Origin of the sequence: Vibrio sp. SCSIO 43097 (genome assembly GCF_023650755.1) — a bacterium.
GTDB lineage: Bacteria > Pseudomonadota > Gammaproteobacteria > Enterobacterales > Vibrionaceae > Vibrio > Vibrio alginolyticus.
Genome location: NZ_CP071840.1, coordinates 345297 through 360700 on the forward strand (window position 1 = coordinate 345297; position 15404 = coordinate 360700).

16 protein-coding genes are annotated in these 15404 nt (G+C 44.8%); 15 read left to right on the plus strand and 1 reads right to left on the minus strand.

Translation table 11 applies throughout. The annotated features are described in order from the left end of the window. The first annotated feature begins 88 nt into the window (after positions 1-88). The 12 genes from fkpA (at position 89) to J4N40_RS01735 (ending at position 9976) form a co-directional block, all read left to right on the plus strand. Positions 89-871, plus strand: a complete 783-nt coding sequence (gene fkpA / locus J4N40_RS01680) for an FKBP-type peptidyl-prolyl cis-trans isomerase (RefSeq protein WP_017821751.1) — start codon at positions 89-91, stop codon at positions 869-871. A gap of 143 nt (positions 872-1014) precedes the next feature. Further along, positions 1015-1737 (plus strand): helix-turn-helix transcriptional regulator, encoded by a 723-nt coding sequence (locus J4N40_RS01685; protein WP_005382804.1) that lies wholly within the window; start codon positions 1015-1017, stop codon positions 1735-1737. Continuing rightward, positions 1734-2129: a sulfurtransferase complex subunit TusD gene (gene tusD, locus J4N40_RS01690; RefSeq protein ID WP_017821752.1), complete on the plus strand. Its 396-nt coding sequence runs from the start codon at positions 1734-1736 to the stop codon at positions 2127-2129. The genes J4N40_RS01685 and tusD overlap by 4 nt, the downstream gene beginning before the upstream one ends. After that, the gene (gene tusC / locus J4N40_RS01695) at positions 2126-2482 is read left to right on the plus strand and encodes a sulfurtransferase complex subunit TusC (RefSeq protein ID WP_053307378.1); all 357 of its coding nucleotides are present in this window, start codon (positions 2126-2128) and stop codon (positions 2480-2482) included. Before tusD ends, tusC begins: the two co-directional genes overlap by 4 nt. A gap of 7 nt (positions 2483-2489) precedes the next feature. Further along, entirely contained in the window at positions 2490-2765 is a 276-nt protein-coding gene (gene tusB, locus J4N40_RS01700) for a sulfurtransferase complex subunit TusB (RefSeq protein WP_005382799.1), read from the plus strand. 177 nt (positions 2766-2942) lie between these two features. After that, positions 2943-3317 carry a 30S ribosomal protein S12 gene (gene rpsL / locus J4N40_RS01705; RefSeq protein ID WP_004399892.1) on the plus strand — a complete coding sequence of 125 codons (375 nt, stop codon included), beginning with the start codon at positions 2943-2945 and terminating at the stop codon, positions 3315-3317. Positions 3318-3418: 101 nt separating this feature from the next. Then, complete coding sequence (gene rpsG / locus J4N40_RS01710; RefSeq protein WP_005382796.1) at positions 3419-3889, plus strand: 30S ribosomal protein S7; 471 nt, start codon at positions 3419-3421, stop codon at positions 3887-3889. A 75-nt stretch (positions 3890-3964) separates the two neighbouring features. Then, the gene (gene fusA, locus J4N40_RS01715) at positions 3965-6064 is read left to right on the plus strand and encodes an elongation factor G (protein WP_005382794.1); all 2100 of its coding nucleotides are present in this window, start codon (positions 3965-3967) and stop codon (positions 6062-6064) included. Positions 6065-6217: 153 nt separating this feature from the next. Further along, complete coding sequence (gene tuf / locus J4N40_RS01720) at positions 6218-7402, plus strand: elongation factor Tu (RefSeq protein ID WP_005381361.1); 1185 nt, start codon at positions 6218-6220, stop codon at positions 7400-7402. Positions 7403-7733: 331 nt separating this feature from the next. Further along, positions 7734-7922, plus strand: a complete 189-nt coding sequence (locus J4N40_RS01725) for a (2Fe-2S)-binding protein (RefSeq protein ID WP_005381360.1) — start codon at positions 7734-7736, stop codon at positions 7920-7922. A gap of 93 nt (positions 7923-8015) precedes the next feature. Further along, positions 8016-8492 carry a bacterioferritin gene (bfr, locus tag J4N40_RS01730; protein WP_005381359.1) on the plus strand — a complete coding sequence of 159 codons (477 nt, stop codon included), beginning with the start codon at positions 8016-8018 and terminating at the stop codon, positions 8490-8492. A 206-nt stretch (positions 8493-8698) separates the two neighbouring features. Further along, positions 8699-9976, plus strand: coding sequence for a malic enzyme-like NAD(P)-binding protein (locus tag J4N40_RS01735; RefSeq protein ID WP_005381358.1), 1278 nt, complete (start codon positions 8699-8701; stop codon positions 9974-9976). 112 nt (positions 9977-10088) lie between these two features. On the opposite strand, the gene metJ is transcribed toward J4N40_RS01735, so the two are convergent. After that, positions 10089-10409, minus strand: a complete 321-nt coding sequence (gene metJ, locus J4N40_RS01740) for a met regulon transcriptional regulator MetJ (protein ID WP_005381353.1) — start codon at positions 10407-10409, stop codon at positions 10089-10091. Positions 10410-10634: 225 nt separating this feature from the next. Between metJ and J4N40_RS01745 the strand changes: the two genes are divergently transcribed. The 3 genes from J4N40_RS01745 to metF all read left to right on the plus strand — a co-directional run bounded on the left by J4N40_RS01745 (position 10635) and on the right by metF (position 15384). Beyond that, positions 10635-11795 (plus strand): O-succinylhomoserine (thiol)-lyase, encoded by a 1161-nt coding sequence (locus J4N40_RS01745; protein WP_171343380.1) that lies wholly within the window; start codon positions 10635-10637, stop codon positions 11793-11795. A 15-nt stretch (positions 11796-11810) separates the two neighbouring features. After that, positions 11811-14219 (plus strand): bifunctional aspartate kinase/homoserine dehydrogenase II, encoded by a 2409-nt coding sequence (locus J4N40_RS01750; RefSeq protein ID WP_171343379.1) that lies wholly within the window; start codon positions 11811-11813, stop codon positions 14217-14219. 262 nt (positions 14220-14481) lie between these two features. Further along, positions 14482-15384, plus strand: coding sequence for a methylenetetrahydrofolate reductase (gene metF, locus J4N40_RS01755; protein ID WP_005381345.1), 903 nt, complete (start codon positions 14482-14484; stop codon positions 15382-15384). The last annotated feature ends 20 nt before the right edge of the window (positions 15385-15404 follow it).

Sequence of the window (15404 nt, forward strand, 5' to 3'; positions counted from 1 at the left end):
AGTATATTGGTATAACGATTGTCTTCACTAGTCTCATAGAAGATTTGTGCACAACAACCAATGGCAGAGCCATTATTGGGAGAATTTAATGAAATCAGTTTTAAAAGTGTCGCTACTTGCTGCAACAGTTATGCTAGCGGTAGGTTGTCAGAAAGAAGAAACTAAAACAGAAACCGCACCTCAAGCAGAACAAGTTCAAGCAGAAACCGGCAAAGCGGTTCACTTTAAAACCGACGACGACAAAGCGGCATACGCAATCGGTGTTTCATTTGCTAACTACCTAAGCACAAGCATCGACAAGCCAAGCGAAATCGGCATTAATCTTAACAAAGATTTGGTACTAAAAGGTATCGAAGACGTCTTCAAAGGCAATGCTGAATTGAATGAAGAAGAAACACGTGCAGCACTAGAATCTCTAGACAAGCGTGTTGCAGAAAAGATGCAAGCACAAGCGGCTGAGAAAGCAGCTGAAGCGAAAAAAGCTGGCGATGATTTCCGTGCTGAGTTTGAGAAGCAAGAAGGCGTAGTGAAGACAGATACAGGTCTTCTATACCAAGTAATGACACCAGCTGAAGGTGAGAAGCCAAAAGACACTGATACGGTTCAAGTACACTACAAAGGTACTCTGATCGACGGTACTCAGTTCGACAGCTCATACGATCGTGGTGAACCTGCAACGTTCCCACTTAACCGTGTAATCCCAGGTTGGACAGAGGGTGTTCAGCTAATGCCTGTGGGTTCTAAATTCAAATTCGTTATCCCGCCAGAGCTAGCATACGGTGACCAAGACACACCAAGCATTCCTGCTAACTCAACGCTAGTATTTGAAGTTGAGCTGCTAAAAGTTGAGAACGACAACGCAGAGCAATAACAATAAGCTGCGATAAGTTATTGAAAAAGGTCCGTTTAACGGGCCTTTTTTGTTCTAGGTCACTAGTTGGTGAGTTTGCTAGGTTGCTTTTCAAATTTTCTGATAAACTTACACCAATTTGTTGATTTTTCGCTCGAAGGCTTATGACAACTACAGAAACAATAAACGCGGAGATGTTGCTCGAAATGGAATCCGTTAACGTGATGCCGTTTACCGAGCACGACAAAATCATTTTAAGATCTTATGAGGCGGTCGTGGATGGTATCGCCAGCCTGATAGGTCCATTTTGTGAAATCGTTCTTCACTCTCTAGAAGACTTAAATACCTCTGCAATTAAAATCGCTAACGGTGAAAACACGGGGCGCCAAGTCGGCTCACCAATCACTGATTTAGCGCTTAAGATGCTAAAAGACATCGAAGGCTCGGAGCGCAACTTCTCACGTTCGTACTTTACCCGTGCAAAAGGTGGCGTGTTGATGAAGTCGATTACTGTCGCCATTCGTAATGGCGAAAATCGCGTGATTGGTTTGTTGTGTATCAACGTCAACTTGGATGCGCCTTTCTCGCAAGTCCTTCAGTCTTTCATGCCGACGCAAGAAGCGAAAGAAGCGGCTTCCTCGGTCAACTTTGCTAGTGACGTAGAAGAGCTGGTGGACCAAACTGTTGAACGCACCATCGAAGAGATCAATGCGGATAAATCCGTGTCTAACAACACCAAAAATCGCCAGATCGTGATGGAGTTGTACGACAAAGGTATCTTCGATATTAAAGATGCCATCAACCGTGTCGCGGATCGCCTTAATATTTCAAAACACACCGTTTACTTGTACATTCGTCAACGTAAAACCGAGGATGATGAAAGGTGAGTAAACTGACTTACACGTTAGTGGTGAATGGTCCCGTTTATGGCAGCCAGTCAGCGCGCAGTGCTTATCAGTTCGCCAAAGCGGTGATAGAGCAAGGCCATCAGCTAGTGAGCGTCTTCTTTTATCAAGATGGTGTGACTAATGGTACTGCTTTGAGTGTGCCAGCCAACGATGAATTTGATCTCAATAAGGCGTGGCAGTCTTTGGCTAAAGAGCATGGTGTTCGCCTAGAAACTTGTGTCGCGGCCGCTTTGCGTCGCGGGATTGTAAGTGAAGAAGAAGCGAATCAACATGGTTTGGTTCAGAACAATCTAGCCGATGGTTTTGAACAAGCAGGCTTAGGTAGCCTAGCTGAAGCGATGTTAACCCAAGACAGAGTGGTACAGTTTTGAGTCAGTTAACTTATCTATTTCGTAGTGCGCCACATGGCTGTGCAGCTGGTCGTGAAGGTGTGGATGCACTGTTAGCCGCGTCGGCTTACTGTGAAGATATCAGCGTCATTTTCATGGGTGACGGGGTATACCAGCTTCTACTCGGGCAAGACCCCAACAATATTTTGAGTAAAGATTACGCGCCGATGTTAAAGCTTTTCGATTTATACGACATCGAACAAGTCTTTGTGTGTTCAGAGTCGTTAACCCAGCGAGGTTTGGCGCAAGCGGATTTAGTCATTGAAGCCCAAGCGTTAAGCTCAGAACAGCTCAAAGCTAAGTTACAACACGCTGGCAAGCTACTGTCTTTTTGAGGAAGTTATGTTACACATCATAAAAACAGTCTCTGCTCTAGAAGACGCTATGCCTTTATGCAGTGAACAGGATGACATCTTACTTATAGAAGATGCAGTGTACGCTGCTAACTCGCAACATAAAGCATTTTCCCATCTAAAAAATCGCAGCGTATTTGTGTTAGAGAGCGATGCGCAAGCTCGCGGTATTGCAAATCGTATCAGTCCATCGCTGACGATTGTGAATTACTCAGGCTTCGTTGAACTAACAGCAAAACAGGATAAATCCCTAACTTGGGATTGAACAAGATTTGCTGTCGACAAAGCTTTACGGATGAATTGTTCTAATTGAACAAAAAAGATCCGTATATTTCTTGACACACCTCTCACTGCTGCATAGAATTTTGCGTCCCTAACTGCATTGGCAGTTGGGGATAGATTTTTCACAAAGCTTACTTTCAAGTAAATCAGGAGCTAGTTAATGGCAACTATTAACCAGTTGGTACGTAAGCCACGTGCAAAGCAAGTTGTTAAAAGCAACGTGCCTGCACTAGAAGCGTGCCCACAAAAACGTGGTGTATGTACTCGTGTTTACACTACTACACCTAAAAAACCTAACTCAGCACTTCGTAAAGTTTGTCGTGTACGTCTGACAAACGGCTTCGAAGTTACATCGTACATCGGCGGTGAAGGTCACAACCTTCAAGAGCACTCAGTTGTTCTAATCCGTGGTGGTCGTGTTAAAGACCTTCCAGGTGTGCGTTACCACACTGTTCGCGGCGCACTAGACTGTGCTGGCGTAAATGACCGTAAACAAGGTCGTTCTAAGTACGGTGTGAAGCGTCCTAAGTCTTAATGGATTCCGTTAAGTAAGGCCAAACACTAAATTATTTTTAATTTTTTGAAAAAACTGAAAAGTTTTGGATAAAACCTGAAGAAGACAACGGAGATAAATCCATGCCACGTCGTCGCGTCATTGGTCAGCGTAAGATCCTTCCAGATCCAAAATTCAAATCTGAATTGCTGGCAAAATTCGTTAACATCCTAATGGTTGACGGTAAAAAATCTACTGCAGAGAAAATCGTTTACACTGCACTAGATGCTATGGCTGAAAAGTCTGGTAAAGACCACTTAGCTATTTTTGAAGAAGCTCTTGAAAACGTTCGCCCAGCGGTAGAGGTTAAATCTCGCCGTGTTGGTGGTTCAACTTACCAAGTACCTGTAGAAGTACGTCCGGTTCGCCGTAACGCACTTGCTATGCGTTGGTTGGTTGAAGCTGCGCGCAAGCGTGGTGAAAAATCTATGGCTCAACGCCTAGCTGCTGAAATGCTAGACGCGTCTGAGAACAAAGGTACTGCGGTTAAGAAACGTGAAGACGTTCACCGCATGGCTGACGCAAACAAAGCGTTCGCTCATTACCGTTGGTAATACCTTCTGTGCTGCGAGGTTCTCTCGCAGCACTTTTCTATACTCTAAGGTACACCTTAGTAAGAGGATACAATCGTGGCTCGTAAAACTCCTATTGAGCTATACCGTAATATCGGTATCTGTGCTCACGTAGATGCAGGAAAAACAACCACAACTGAGCGTATTCTGTTCTACACTGGCCTTTCTCACAAAATCGGCGAAGTTCACGATGGTGCAGCAACCATGGACTGGATGGAGCAGGAGCAGGAGCGTGGTATCACTATCACATCCGCTGCGACTACTACATTCTGGCGTGGTATGGAAGCACAGTTCCCTGAGCATCGCGTAAACATCATTGATACCCCTGGACACGTTGACTTTACTATCGAAGTAGAGCGTTCTCTTCGTGTACTTGATGGTGCTGTGGTTGTGTTCTGTGGCTCATCTGGTGTTGAACCTCAGTCTGAAACTGTATGGCGTCAAGCAGACAAATACCACGTTCCACGTTTGGTATTTGTAAACAAGATGGACCGTGCGGGCGCAGACTTCCTACGCGTTGTGAACCAAATTAAGAATCGTCTTGGTGCGACTCCTGTTCCAATCCAGCTGAACGTTGGTGCGGAAGATGAGTTCAGAGGTGTCATCGACCTTATCAAGATGAAAATGATCAACTGGAATGATGCCGATCAAGGCACTTCGTTTACTTACGAAGACATCCCAGCTGACATGATTGAACTTGCTGAAGAGTGGCGCAACCACATGGTTGAATCCGCTGCTGAAGCTAGCGAAGAGCTGATGGACAAGTACCTTGAAGAAGGTGAATTGACTGAAGCTGAGCTCAAACAAGCTTTACGTACTCGCACACTAAATAACGAAATCGTACTGGCTACTTGTGGTAGTGCGTTTAAGAACAAAGGTGTTCAAGCGGTACTGGATGCAGTAGTTGAGTTCTTGCCATCGCCAGTTGACGTACCTGCAATTAAAGGTGTCGACGAAAGAGAAAATGAAGTTGAGCGTCATGCTGACGACAACGAACCTTTCTCTGCGCTAGCGTTTAAGATTGCGACTGACCCATTCGTGGGCACGTTAACTTTCATGCGTGTTTACTCCGGTGTTGTAAACTCGGGTGACGCTGTTTACAACTCAGTAAAAGAGAAGAAAGAGCGTTTCGGTCGTATCGTTCAGATGCATGCGAATAAGCGTGAAGAAGTGAAAGAAGTTCGCGCTGGTGATATTGCAGCTGCTATCGGTCTGAAAGACGTAACAACAGGTGACACACTGTGTGATCAGAACCACAAAGTGATTCTAGAACGCATGGAGTTCCCTGAACCAGTTATTCAGATTGCTGTAGAGCCTCGTTCTAAGGCAGACCAAGAGAAAATGGCTATCGCGCTAGGTAAACTAGCAGCGGAAGATCCATCATTCCGCGTGGAAACGGACGACGAATCAGGTCAGACTCTGATCTCAGGTATGGGTGAACTTCACCTAGACATTATCGTTGATCGTATGAAGCGTGAATTCAGCGTTGATTGTAACGTTGGTAAACCTCAGGTTGCTTACCGTGAAACCATTCGTGGTAAAGCGGAAGTTGAAGGTAAGTTTGTTCGTCAATCAGGTGGTCGTGGTCAATACGGTCATGTTTGGGTCAAACTTGAGCCTTCTGAGCCTGGTGAAGGTTTCGTATTCGTAGACGAAATCGTGGGCGGTGTGATTCCTAAGGAATACATCAGCTCGGTATCGAAAGGTATCGAAGAGCAAATGAATAGTGGTGTTCTAGCGGGTTACCCTGTACTAGATATTAAAGCTACACTATTTGATGGTTCTTACCACGATGTAGACTCAAGCGAGATGGCGTTTAAGATCGCTGGCTCGATGGCATTCAAGAAAGGTGCACTAGAAGCACAACCTGTGATTCTAGAACCTATGATGAATGTCGAAGTAACCACTCCGGAAGACTGGATGGGTGACGTTGTTGGTGACCTAAACCGTCGTCGCGGTATCATTGAAGGCATGGACGAAGGTGTGGCTGGTCTTAAGATCATCCGTGCTCAAGTACCACTATCCGAAATGTTCGGTTACGCAACTGATCTACGTTCTGCAACTCAAGGCCGTGCGTCTTACTCTATGGAGTTTCACGAGTACGCTGAAGTGCCGAAAAACTTCGCAGATAAAATTATTGCAGAGCGTGGTTACTAATTGACGATTGAACTGCAAAAAGTTTACGACTTTTTGCGAGATCAGGGCGTCCAAATATTGCGCTAACGGGCGTTGGCGCATAAAATAACAATTTCTGGCGCGTCGTCGATCAATAATGATCACGACGAATCATAACTAGGAAGGAACACGATCGTGTCTAAAGAAAAATTTGAACGTACGAAACCGCACGTTAACGTTGGTACTATCGGCCACGTTGACCACGGTAAAACAACTCTAACTGCAGCTATCTGTACTACTCTTGCTAAAGTTTACGGCGGTGTAGCTAAAGACTTCGCATCTATCGATAACGCTCCAGAAGAGCGTGAGCGCGGTATCACAATCGCAACTTCTCACGTTGAGTACGACACTCCATCACGCCACTACGCACACGTTGACTGTCCAGGACACGCTGACTATGTTAAAAACATGATCACTGGTGCTGCACAGATGGACGGTGGTATCCTAGTTGTTGCTGCGACAGATGGCCCAATGCCACAAACTCGTGAGCACATCCTACTAGGCCGTCAGGTTGGTATCCCATACATCATCGTATTCATGAACAAATGTGACATGGTTGACGATGAAGAGCTACTAGAACTAGTAGAAATGGAAGTTCGTGAACTTCTATCTGAATACGATTTCCCAGGTGATGACCTACCAGTTATCCAAGGTTCTGCACTAGGCGCACTAAACGGCGAAGAGCAGTGGGAAGCGAAAATCGTTGAACTAGCAGAAGCTCTAGATACTTACATCCCTGAGCCAGAGCGTGCGGTAGATCAGCCATTCCTAATGCCTATCGAAGACGTATTCTCAATCCAAGGTCGTGGTACAGTAGTAACTGGCCGTATCGAGCGTGGTATCCTAACTGTAGGTGACGAAGTTGCTATCGTAGGTATCAAAGACACTACTACAACTACATGTACTGGTGTTGAGATGTTCCGTAAGCTTCTAGACGAAGGCCGTGCAGGTGAGAACGTTGGTGCACTTCTACGTGGTACTAAGCGTGACGAAGTTGAACGTGGTCAAGTACTAGCTAAGCCTGGTTCAATCACTCCACACACTAAGTTCGAATCAGAAGTATACGTACTGTCTAAAGATGAAGGTGGTCGTCACACTCCATTCTTCAAAGGCTACCGTCCACAGTTCTACTTCCGTACAACTGACGTAACTGGTGACATCCAGCTACCAGACGGCGTAGAAATGGTAATGCCAGGCGACAACGTACAGATGACTGTAGAGCTAATCGCACCAATCGCAATGGACGAAGGTCTACGTTTCGCGATCCGTGAAGGTGGCCGTACAGTAGGTGCTGGTGTTGTTGCTAAGATCTTCGACTAATTCATAACGAATTAAACGAAATCTTGCACTGTTCTTCTTTTTGAAGAAAGCGCATCGAAAAGGGAAGCTTAGGCTTCCCTTTTTCATTTCTAGATTACATTTAGTTATAAGTGTTGAAATAAAAGACGTCACTTTTTCGATTTAAAAACAGAGTTTTACCGGCTTTTTTTCTTAACGCTTTTACTCACCCCTCTTAACCCTTTGATCTTTTCCTGCAGCGGTAAAATCGTTATAACCAAATATTCTGAGCGGACACCATAATGCGACTGGTAACAAGAACTATTCTTGTTTATATTGTTTGTCACAGATTAGTTTTATAGGTTTTTTGAGTATGTACGTTTGTCTTTGCCATGGTGTCTCCGACAAAAAAATTAGGAAGTTGGCGATAGATGAAGGCGTAACAGATATTAAAGGAATCAAAAAGTGCACGGCATTGGGCAGCCAATGTGGTAAGTGCATCAGACAGGCCAAGGAAATTTTAGCGGAAACTAGTTACACGGAATTTAAACAAGCCAGCTAATTGCTGTAAGTATGCAGTAATTATTTGCCTTACATTTTGACACCTTCTCATTTGCTTCTACATTTAAATGAAGCCAAAGAGGAGGGTTTTGTCATGAAAGGCGATCCAATCATCATTCAACATCTCAATAAAGTGCTCGGTAACGAGCTCGTCGCTATTAATCAGTATTTTCTTCACGCCCGAATGTATAAAGACTGGGGCTTAAAGCACCTAGCAGACAAGGAATATCACGAATCTATCGATGAGATGAAGCATGCCGATCATCTAATTGAGCGTATTTTGTTCCTTGAAGGCCTACCGAACCTACAAGATTTAGGTAAGTTGATGATTGGTGAAGATACCAAGGAAATGCTCGAGTGTGATTTAAAGCTTGAAATGGCGGCTATTCCAGATTTAAAAGATGCGATTGCCTACGCTGAAGACATTCGAGATTATGTGTCTCGAGATCTCTTCCAAGATATTCTTGAAGATGAAGAAGAACATGTTGATTGGCTAGAGACGCAACTTGGCTTGATTGAAATGTCTGGTATTGAGAATTATCTCCAAGCGCAATACGTGGACGAAGAGTAACGATACTTTCTGAGTTTGCATACTCCAATAATAGTAAGAAGAAAGAGCACCTGACTCGAAAATCAGGTGCTTAACCCCGTTATCTGGTCTAATCTCTTTTATTATCGGCTTTTTAAGGATATTGCTCGCAATCTTGCCTATGAAGTTTGATTTCTATCCGATAGAATTTATGCCCCCTTACCTAAAAATAAAAAAGAGAAACGTCCATGTCTGAAGACAACCACCAAGCAGCCACTCCAGAAGAAGAACATCGCCAAAAAGCATTGGATTACCATGCTTATCCAACTCCAGGAAAGATTGCTGTCGAACTGACAAAGCCTGCGGAAACGGCGGGTGATCTTGCCCTTGCTTACAGCCCTGGTGTTGCAGAGCCAGTGCGTGAAATCGCACAAAACCCGGATAACGTGTACAAGTACACTGCAAAAGGGAACATGGTTGCTGTTATTTCTAACGGTACCGCTATTCTAGGTCTAGGTAACCTAGGTCCACTTGCATCTAAGCCAGTGATGGAAGGTAAAGCGTTACTGTTTAAGCGTTTTGCAGGTCTTGACTCTATTGATATTGAAGTTAAGCACCGCACGATCGATGAATTTGTTGATACTGTTGCGAGCATTGCAGACACTTTTGGCGGTATCAACCTTGAAGATATTAAAGCACCAGACTGTTTTGAGATTGAAAAGCGTCTGATTGAACGTTGTGATGTACCAGTATTCCACGATGATCAACATGGTACTGCTATTGTAACGGCAGCGGGTATGCTGAATGCAATCGAACTTCAAGGTAAGAAACTTGAAGATTCAACAATTGTTTGTCTTGGCGCCGGCGCTGCCGCTGTAGCGTGTATGGAGCTTCTGATCAAATGCGGCGCAATGCGCGAAAAAATCTACATGCTAGATCGCAAAGGTGTGATTCACACTCGTCGTGATGATCTTAATGAATATAAGCAGCTATTTGCGAACAATACAGATAAGCGCACACTAGAAGACGTGATTGAAGGTGCAGATCTGTTCCTAGGTGTATCTGGTCCAAACCTATTGCCAGCGGAAGCGTTGAAGTTGATGGCAGATAAGCCAATCGTATTCGCATGTTCTAACCCGGATCCTGAAATCAAGCCGGAACTTGCTCACGCAGTTCGTGATGACTTGATCATGGGTACTGGCCGTAGTGATTATCCTAACCAAGTTAACAACGTATTGTGTTTCCCATTCATTTTCCGCGGTGCTCTTGATGTGCGTGCAAGTGAAATCAATGATGAAATGAAACTTGCAGCCGTTGAGGCGATTCGTGAGCTAGCAAAAGAGCCTGTACCTGAAGCCGTATTGAAGGCTGCAGGTGTTGATAAGCTAGAGTTTGGTGCGGACTATATTATTCCAAAACCAATGGATTCACGTTTGCTACCACGTGTTGCAAAAGCGGTTGCTCAGGCGGCGGTTAATTCAGGTGTAGCTCGTATCGAGATGCCTGAAAACTACATGGCAGAGTAATATATCTTTCAGATGTGATACACAAAAATGGGACGCTATTGCGTCCCATTTTTTATGTCATTCATTTGGCTCGAGGCAAGAGTTATTACCTGAAACCTCTTATCAGGCTTTTTTATTCTTCGTCGAATGACTCAAATTCGATGCCCATTTCCGTCATCAGCGCTTTTACTTCTGTTGGAATATCATCAGGACGGTCTTTACGAAGGTCTTCATCTGTCGGAAGTGGCTGACCTGTGTACGCGTGCAAAAATGCCTCGCATAGCAATTCACTATTGGTTGCATGGCGTAAGTTATTGATCTGACGGCGAGTACGCTCATCAGTTAGCACCTTTAAAACTTTTAGCGGGATAGAGACGGTAATTTTTTTTACTTGTTCGCTTTTTTTGCCGTGCTCTGCATATGGGCTAATGTATTCGCCATTCCAGTCAGCCATTGCACACCTTCATTTATGTAATCGGTTAAAAATAATTTAGGTGCTGATTTTAGCTGCATTTACCGCCATAAGCAAAGACATATAGACGTCTAGAAGTGTTGACGTCTCATTTTTTGACGAGTAAAGTGAACATAACAGCAAAGGAAGCGTGTTGATCACTTTATGTTACTCATTAGATATAGCGCATTCCTATTTAGAAGTCATTACCCGTGAAAGGATACACCCATGAGCACTCGCAAACCTGCGACCATTGCAGTACGCACTGGTATTGAATCAGACAGCCAATATCATGCTGTCGTTCCACCTATTTATCTTTCCACTAACTATGGTTTTCCTGCTTTTGGTGAAGTGCCCAAGTATGATTACACACGATCTGGTAATCCAAACCGCGGACTGTTGGAAAGTGCGCTATCTGAACTTGAGTCTGGAAAAGGAGCGGTTGTTACTAACTGCGGTACGTCGGCATTAAATTTATGGGTTTCCGCTTTTCTCGGCCCAGATGATCTCATTATTGCTCCTCACGATTGTTATGGTGGTACCTATCGTCTTTTTAATACCCGAGCTAACAAAGGCGATTTTAAGGTTCAGTTTGTCGATCAATCAGACGAACAGGCTTTAGATGCTGCATTGGCACAAAAACCAAAACTCATTTTGCTAGAAACTCCGTCAAACCCTCTGGTTCGCGTAGTGGATATTGCAGCTACTTGTGAAAAAGCGAAACAAATCGGCGCGTTAGTTGCGGTGGACAATACCTTTTTGACACCCGTGTACCAAAAACCTTTAGAGTTAGGTGCGGATTTTGTTATCCACTCCACAACAAAGTACATCAACGGTCATTCGGACGTAATTGGTGGGGTAATCATCACCAACACAGAAGCGCATGCAGAAGAGCTTGCATGGTGGGGTAATTGTATTGGTGCAACGGGCACACCTTTCGATAGTTACATGACACTGCGAGGTATTCGTACGCTTGCTGCTCGTATGAGAGTACATGAAGAGAGCTCACAGCAGGTACTGGCTTACCTACAGAAACAAGCGTTAGTTAAAACTATCTATCATCCAAGCCTGCCGGAACATCCAGGTCACGACATTGCTAAAAAGCAGCAAACGGGCTTTGGCTCTATGTTGAGTTTTGAGTTTGCTGGTTCGTTTGAGCAGTTAAAGGTGTTTGTGAAAGAGCTCCAACTGTTTTCATTAGCAGAGTCATTAGGTGGTGTAGAAAGTTTGATTTGCCACCCAGCATCCATGACGCACCGTGCAATGGGTGAGGAGGCGCTGGCGGAGGCTGGGGTCTCTCATCAACTATTGCGTTTGTCTGTCGGTTTGGAAGATGTACAAGACCTCATCACAGATTTAGAACAAGCGTTCGCTAAAGCTACCCAGTAATAGGAGACGATAACAATGACTGTACAACGTCAGCTGCATAAGTTTGGTGGCAGTAGCTTAGCAAACCCAGAATGCTACTTACGCGTTGTGGGTATTCTCAAGGAGTATTCGACAGAAAATGATCTGGTGGTCGTCTCTGCTGCAGGAAAAACCACTAACCGCTTGATTGAGTTTTTGGAAGGGTTAAATAAAGATGGCCGAATTGCGCATGAAGCGCTTCAAAGCTTAAGACAGTTTCAAACTGAGCTAATAGAAAGCTTGTTGGAGAGTGAAACAAAAGAAGAGCTGTTAGCTTTATTACATGATGAGTTCAGTACTCTCTCGGAGCTGACTGCACCACTCACTAATGCGCAAAAAGCCGCGGTACTGGGGCACGGAGAAGTATGGTCTGCTCGCCTATTGGCCGCGTTATTATCTCAACGTTCTATCCCTGCGGTTGCACAAGATGCACGAGCGTTTTTACGTGCAGAAGCGGGAACTCAACCAGAGGTTGATCGTGCTCGTTCATACCCTTTAATTAAAGAGATCCTCGCGCAGCATAACCATAAACGTGTGGTAATTACTGGCTTTATGGCTCAGAACGAGGCAGGAGAAACCATTCTACTTGGTCGTAACGGCTCTGACTATTCTGCAACGGTCATAGGCGCGCTTGCTGAAGTCAGTACTGTCACGATTTGGAGTGATGTTGCTGGTGTCTATAGTGCCGATCCACGTTTGGTGTCTGACGCTTGTTTATTACCGTTACTTCGATTGGATGAAGCCAGTGAACTTGCTCGCTTAGCTGCCCCAGTGCTACACAGTCGTACGCTTCAGCCTGTGGCGCAAAGTACCATGGACCTTAATCTCAAGTGTAGCTATCTGCCAGAGTCGGGTTCTACTCGTATTGAGCGTGTATTGGCATCTGGTCGTGGCGCTAAAATTATTACTTCACTGGATGATGTTTTATTGGTGCAGTTGTCTTTCATGCATGGGCACGACTTCGAAAAAACACAGAGTGATGTATTACAAGCGTTGCAGCGCGCGCAATTAGAGCCACTGGCATTTGAAGCTCAATCCGATCAGCATACGCTACGCTTGGCTTACACCGCAGAAATCGCCGGTGGTGCATTGAAACACTTGCAAGAGCTTGCGGTAGAGGCAGAAATTAAGCTAAAAGAAGGTTACTCGCTCTTAGCTGCGGTAGGTGCAGGCGTTACGAAAAACGCCAATCATTGCTTTGGCTTTTATCAGAAGCTAAAGCACTCTCCGGTAGAATTTATCTCTGAAACAGACTCAGGGCTGAGCCTAGTCGCTGTTTTGCGCCGTACTGATACCGAGGCGTTGGTTCAAACGATTCATAGCCAGTTGTTCCAAGCGCAAAAACGCGTGGCAGTGGCTTTATGTGGCAAGGGTAATATTGGTTCTAGTTGGTTAAATTTATTTGCGACGCAAAAAAGTGAGCTCGAAAAACGTCATGGTATGAGCTTTGATCTTGTCGCGGTTGTGGATAGCCAAACCTATTGGTTCGATGAGCAAGGTATTGAGGCGGCGAGTGTTGCTGAACGATTTGATGATGAAAGCATAGCCAACAATGGGGATTGGCTGGCACGTTTGGGAGCGCTTAAAAGCTATGATGAAGCCGTCGTGCTTGATGTTACCGCGAGTAAAGAGTTAGCTCAGCGCTACGTAGAAATCGCACAGCAAGGCATTCATTTGATTTCCGCTAACAAAGTGGCCGGTTCCGCAGATAGTCAGTACTACCATCAGGTTCAAGATGCATTCGCTAAAATTGGTCGTCATTGGCTATACAACGCAACGGTTGGTGCTGGGTTACCGATAAACCATACCGTGCGAGATCTTCGTGAAAGTGGGGATGAAATCGTTGCTCTATCGGGGATTTTCTCGGGGACGTTATCATGGCTGTTCCAACAGTTTGATGGTTCTGTGCCATTTAATGATTTAGTCGATCTTGCTTGGCAGCAAGGTTTAACCGAACCTGACCCTCGTTCTGATTTAGATGGCTCCGATGTAATGCGTAAGTTAGTCATCTTGGCTCGAGAATCGGGCCTAGATATTGAACCAGACAGCGTTAAAGTTGAGTCTTTGGTGCCAGAAGAATTAAGAGAACTGAGCTTAGATGATTTCTTCGATAATGGAGCGTTGTTGAGTGAAATACTTCAAGAGCGTCTGACAAAAGCACAGAGAAACGATCAAGTGCTTCGCTATGTGGCGCGTTTAGAAAAAAATGGTAAAGCAACGGTGGGAGTCGAAGCGTTATCTCGTGAGCACGCGCTCGCCAACTTATTGCCATGCGATAACATTTTTGCCATAGAGAGCAAGTGGTACAAAGATAACCCTCTGGTCATTCGAGGACCAGGCGCAGGCAGAGAAGTGACAGCCGGCGCTATTCAATCCGACCTCAACCGATTGGCTGGTTTATTTTAAAGTTGCGATTGACCTAAAAACCCTGGAATTAATCCAGGGTTTTTTATTCCCCTATCAGTGCCATACTGAAGTCATAACCCGTGCAAAATGGCGAGATGATGCTCAAGTAGAAACTTGAACTATCTTCATTATTAACTTGAGAAAAATTCATAATTACAAGGTTGACATTAAATCGTATTCAATACATTCTGTAGACATATAGACGTCTAAACGTCGATTTTAAGGATTTGTTTTCGTGGCGGAGTGCCGCAGGGAGAGTAAGATGGGATATACGCACGCAGGCCATATCGACGCCTTGAACCAGAATATTGCTGAGTTATCAGATAACATCAATGTATCGTTTGAGTTTTTTCCGCCAAGCAGCGCTAAGATGGAAGAAACACTTTGGAATTCAGTGCACCGTCTTAAAACGCTTCAACCTAAATTTGTTTCTGTGACTTACGGTGCGAACTCCGGCGAGCGTGACAGAACACACTCCATCATTAAAGAAATTAAAGCAACAACCGGATTGGTTGCCGCTCCCCATCTCACTTGTATTGATGCGACTCGTGAAGAGTTGATTAATATTGCCGATGATTATTGGAACAATGGTATTGAAAATATCGTCGCTCTGCGTGGTGATATTCCTCCAGGTGGCGGTGCGCCTGATATGTATGCCTCGGATTTGGTTGAGCTGCTGAAATCACGCCACGATTTCGATATCTCCGTTGCTGCATTCCCTGAGGTTCACCCTGAAGCTAAAAGCGCTCAGTCTGACTTATTGAACCTAAAACGTAAGGTAGATGCAGGTGCAAACCGTGCTATTACTCAGTTCTTTTTTGACGTTGAGTCTTACCTGCGATTCCGTGACCGTTGTGTCGCAGCAGGAATTGACGTAGAAATTGTGCCAGGAATTTTGCCTGTATCGAACTTTAAGCAAGCTTCTCGCTTTGCGGCACAGAACAATGTGAAAGTACCAGGATGGATGAGCAAACAATTCGATGGCTTGGATGATGATCCGGTGACTCGCCAGCTTGTAGGAGCTAGCCAAGCTATTGATATGGTGCGTGTACTGAGTCGTGAAGGGGTTAAGGATTTTCACTTCTACACACTAAACCGTGCAGAGATGACTTACGCGTTATGCCATACGTTGGGTGTTCGTCCTCGCGCAGTAGTCGGTGCGTAAACCTAGTTTCAAAAAGATAA

Coding starts and splice junctions, on each gene's coding strand:
- metJ (WP_005381353.1), bottom strand. CDS start 10,409: ATGGCTGACTGGAATGGCGAATACATTAGCCCATATGCAGAGCACGGC.
- J4N40_RS01725 (WP_005381360.1), top strand. CDS start 7,734: ATGTACGTTTGTCTTTGCCATGGTGTCTCCGACAAAAAAATTAGGAAG.
- metF (WP_005381345.1), top strand. CDS start 14,482: ATGGGATATACGCACGCAGGCCATATCGACGCCTTGAACCAGAATATT.
- rpsG (WP_005382796.1), top strand. CDS start 3,419: ATGCCACGTCGTCGCGTCATTGGTCAGCGTAAGATCCTTCCAGATCCA.
- J4N40_RS01735 (WP_005381358.1), top strand. CDS start 8,699: ATGTCTGAAGACAACCACCAAGCAGCCACTCCAGAAGAAGAACATCGC.
- J4N40_RS01685 (WP_005382804.1), top strand. CDS start 1,015: ATGACAACTACAGAAACAATAAACGCGGAGATGTTGCTCGAAATGGAA.
- tusB (WP_005382799.1), top strand. CDS start 2,490: ATGTTACACATCATAAAAACAGTCTCTGCTCTAGAAGACGCTATGCCT.
- fkpA (WP_017821751.1), top strand. CDS start 89: ATGAAATCAGTTTTAAAAGTGTCGCTACTTGCTGCAACAGTTATGCTA.
- J4N40_RS01750 (WP_171343379.1), top strand. CDS start 11,811: ATGACTGTACAACGTCAGCTGCATAAGTTTGGTGGCAGTAGCTTAGCA.
- bfr (WP_005381359.1), top strand. CDS start 8,016: ATGAAAGGCGATCCAATCATCATTCAACATCTCAATAAAGTGCTCGGT.
- rpsL (WP_004399892.1), top strand. CDS start 2,943: ATGGCAACTATTAACCAGTTGGTACGTAAGCCACGTGCAAAGCAAGTT.
- J4N40_RS01745 (WP_171343380.1), top strand. CDS start 10,635: ATGAGCACTCGCAAACCTGCGACCATTGCAGTACGCACTGGTATTGAA.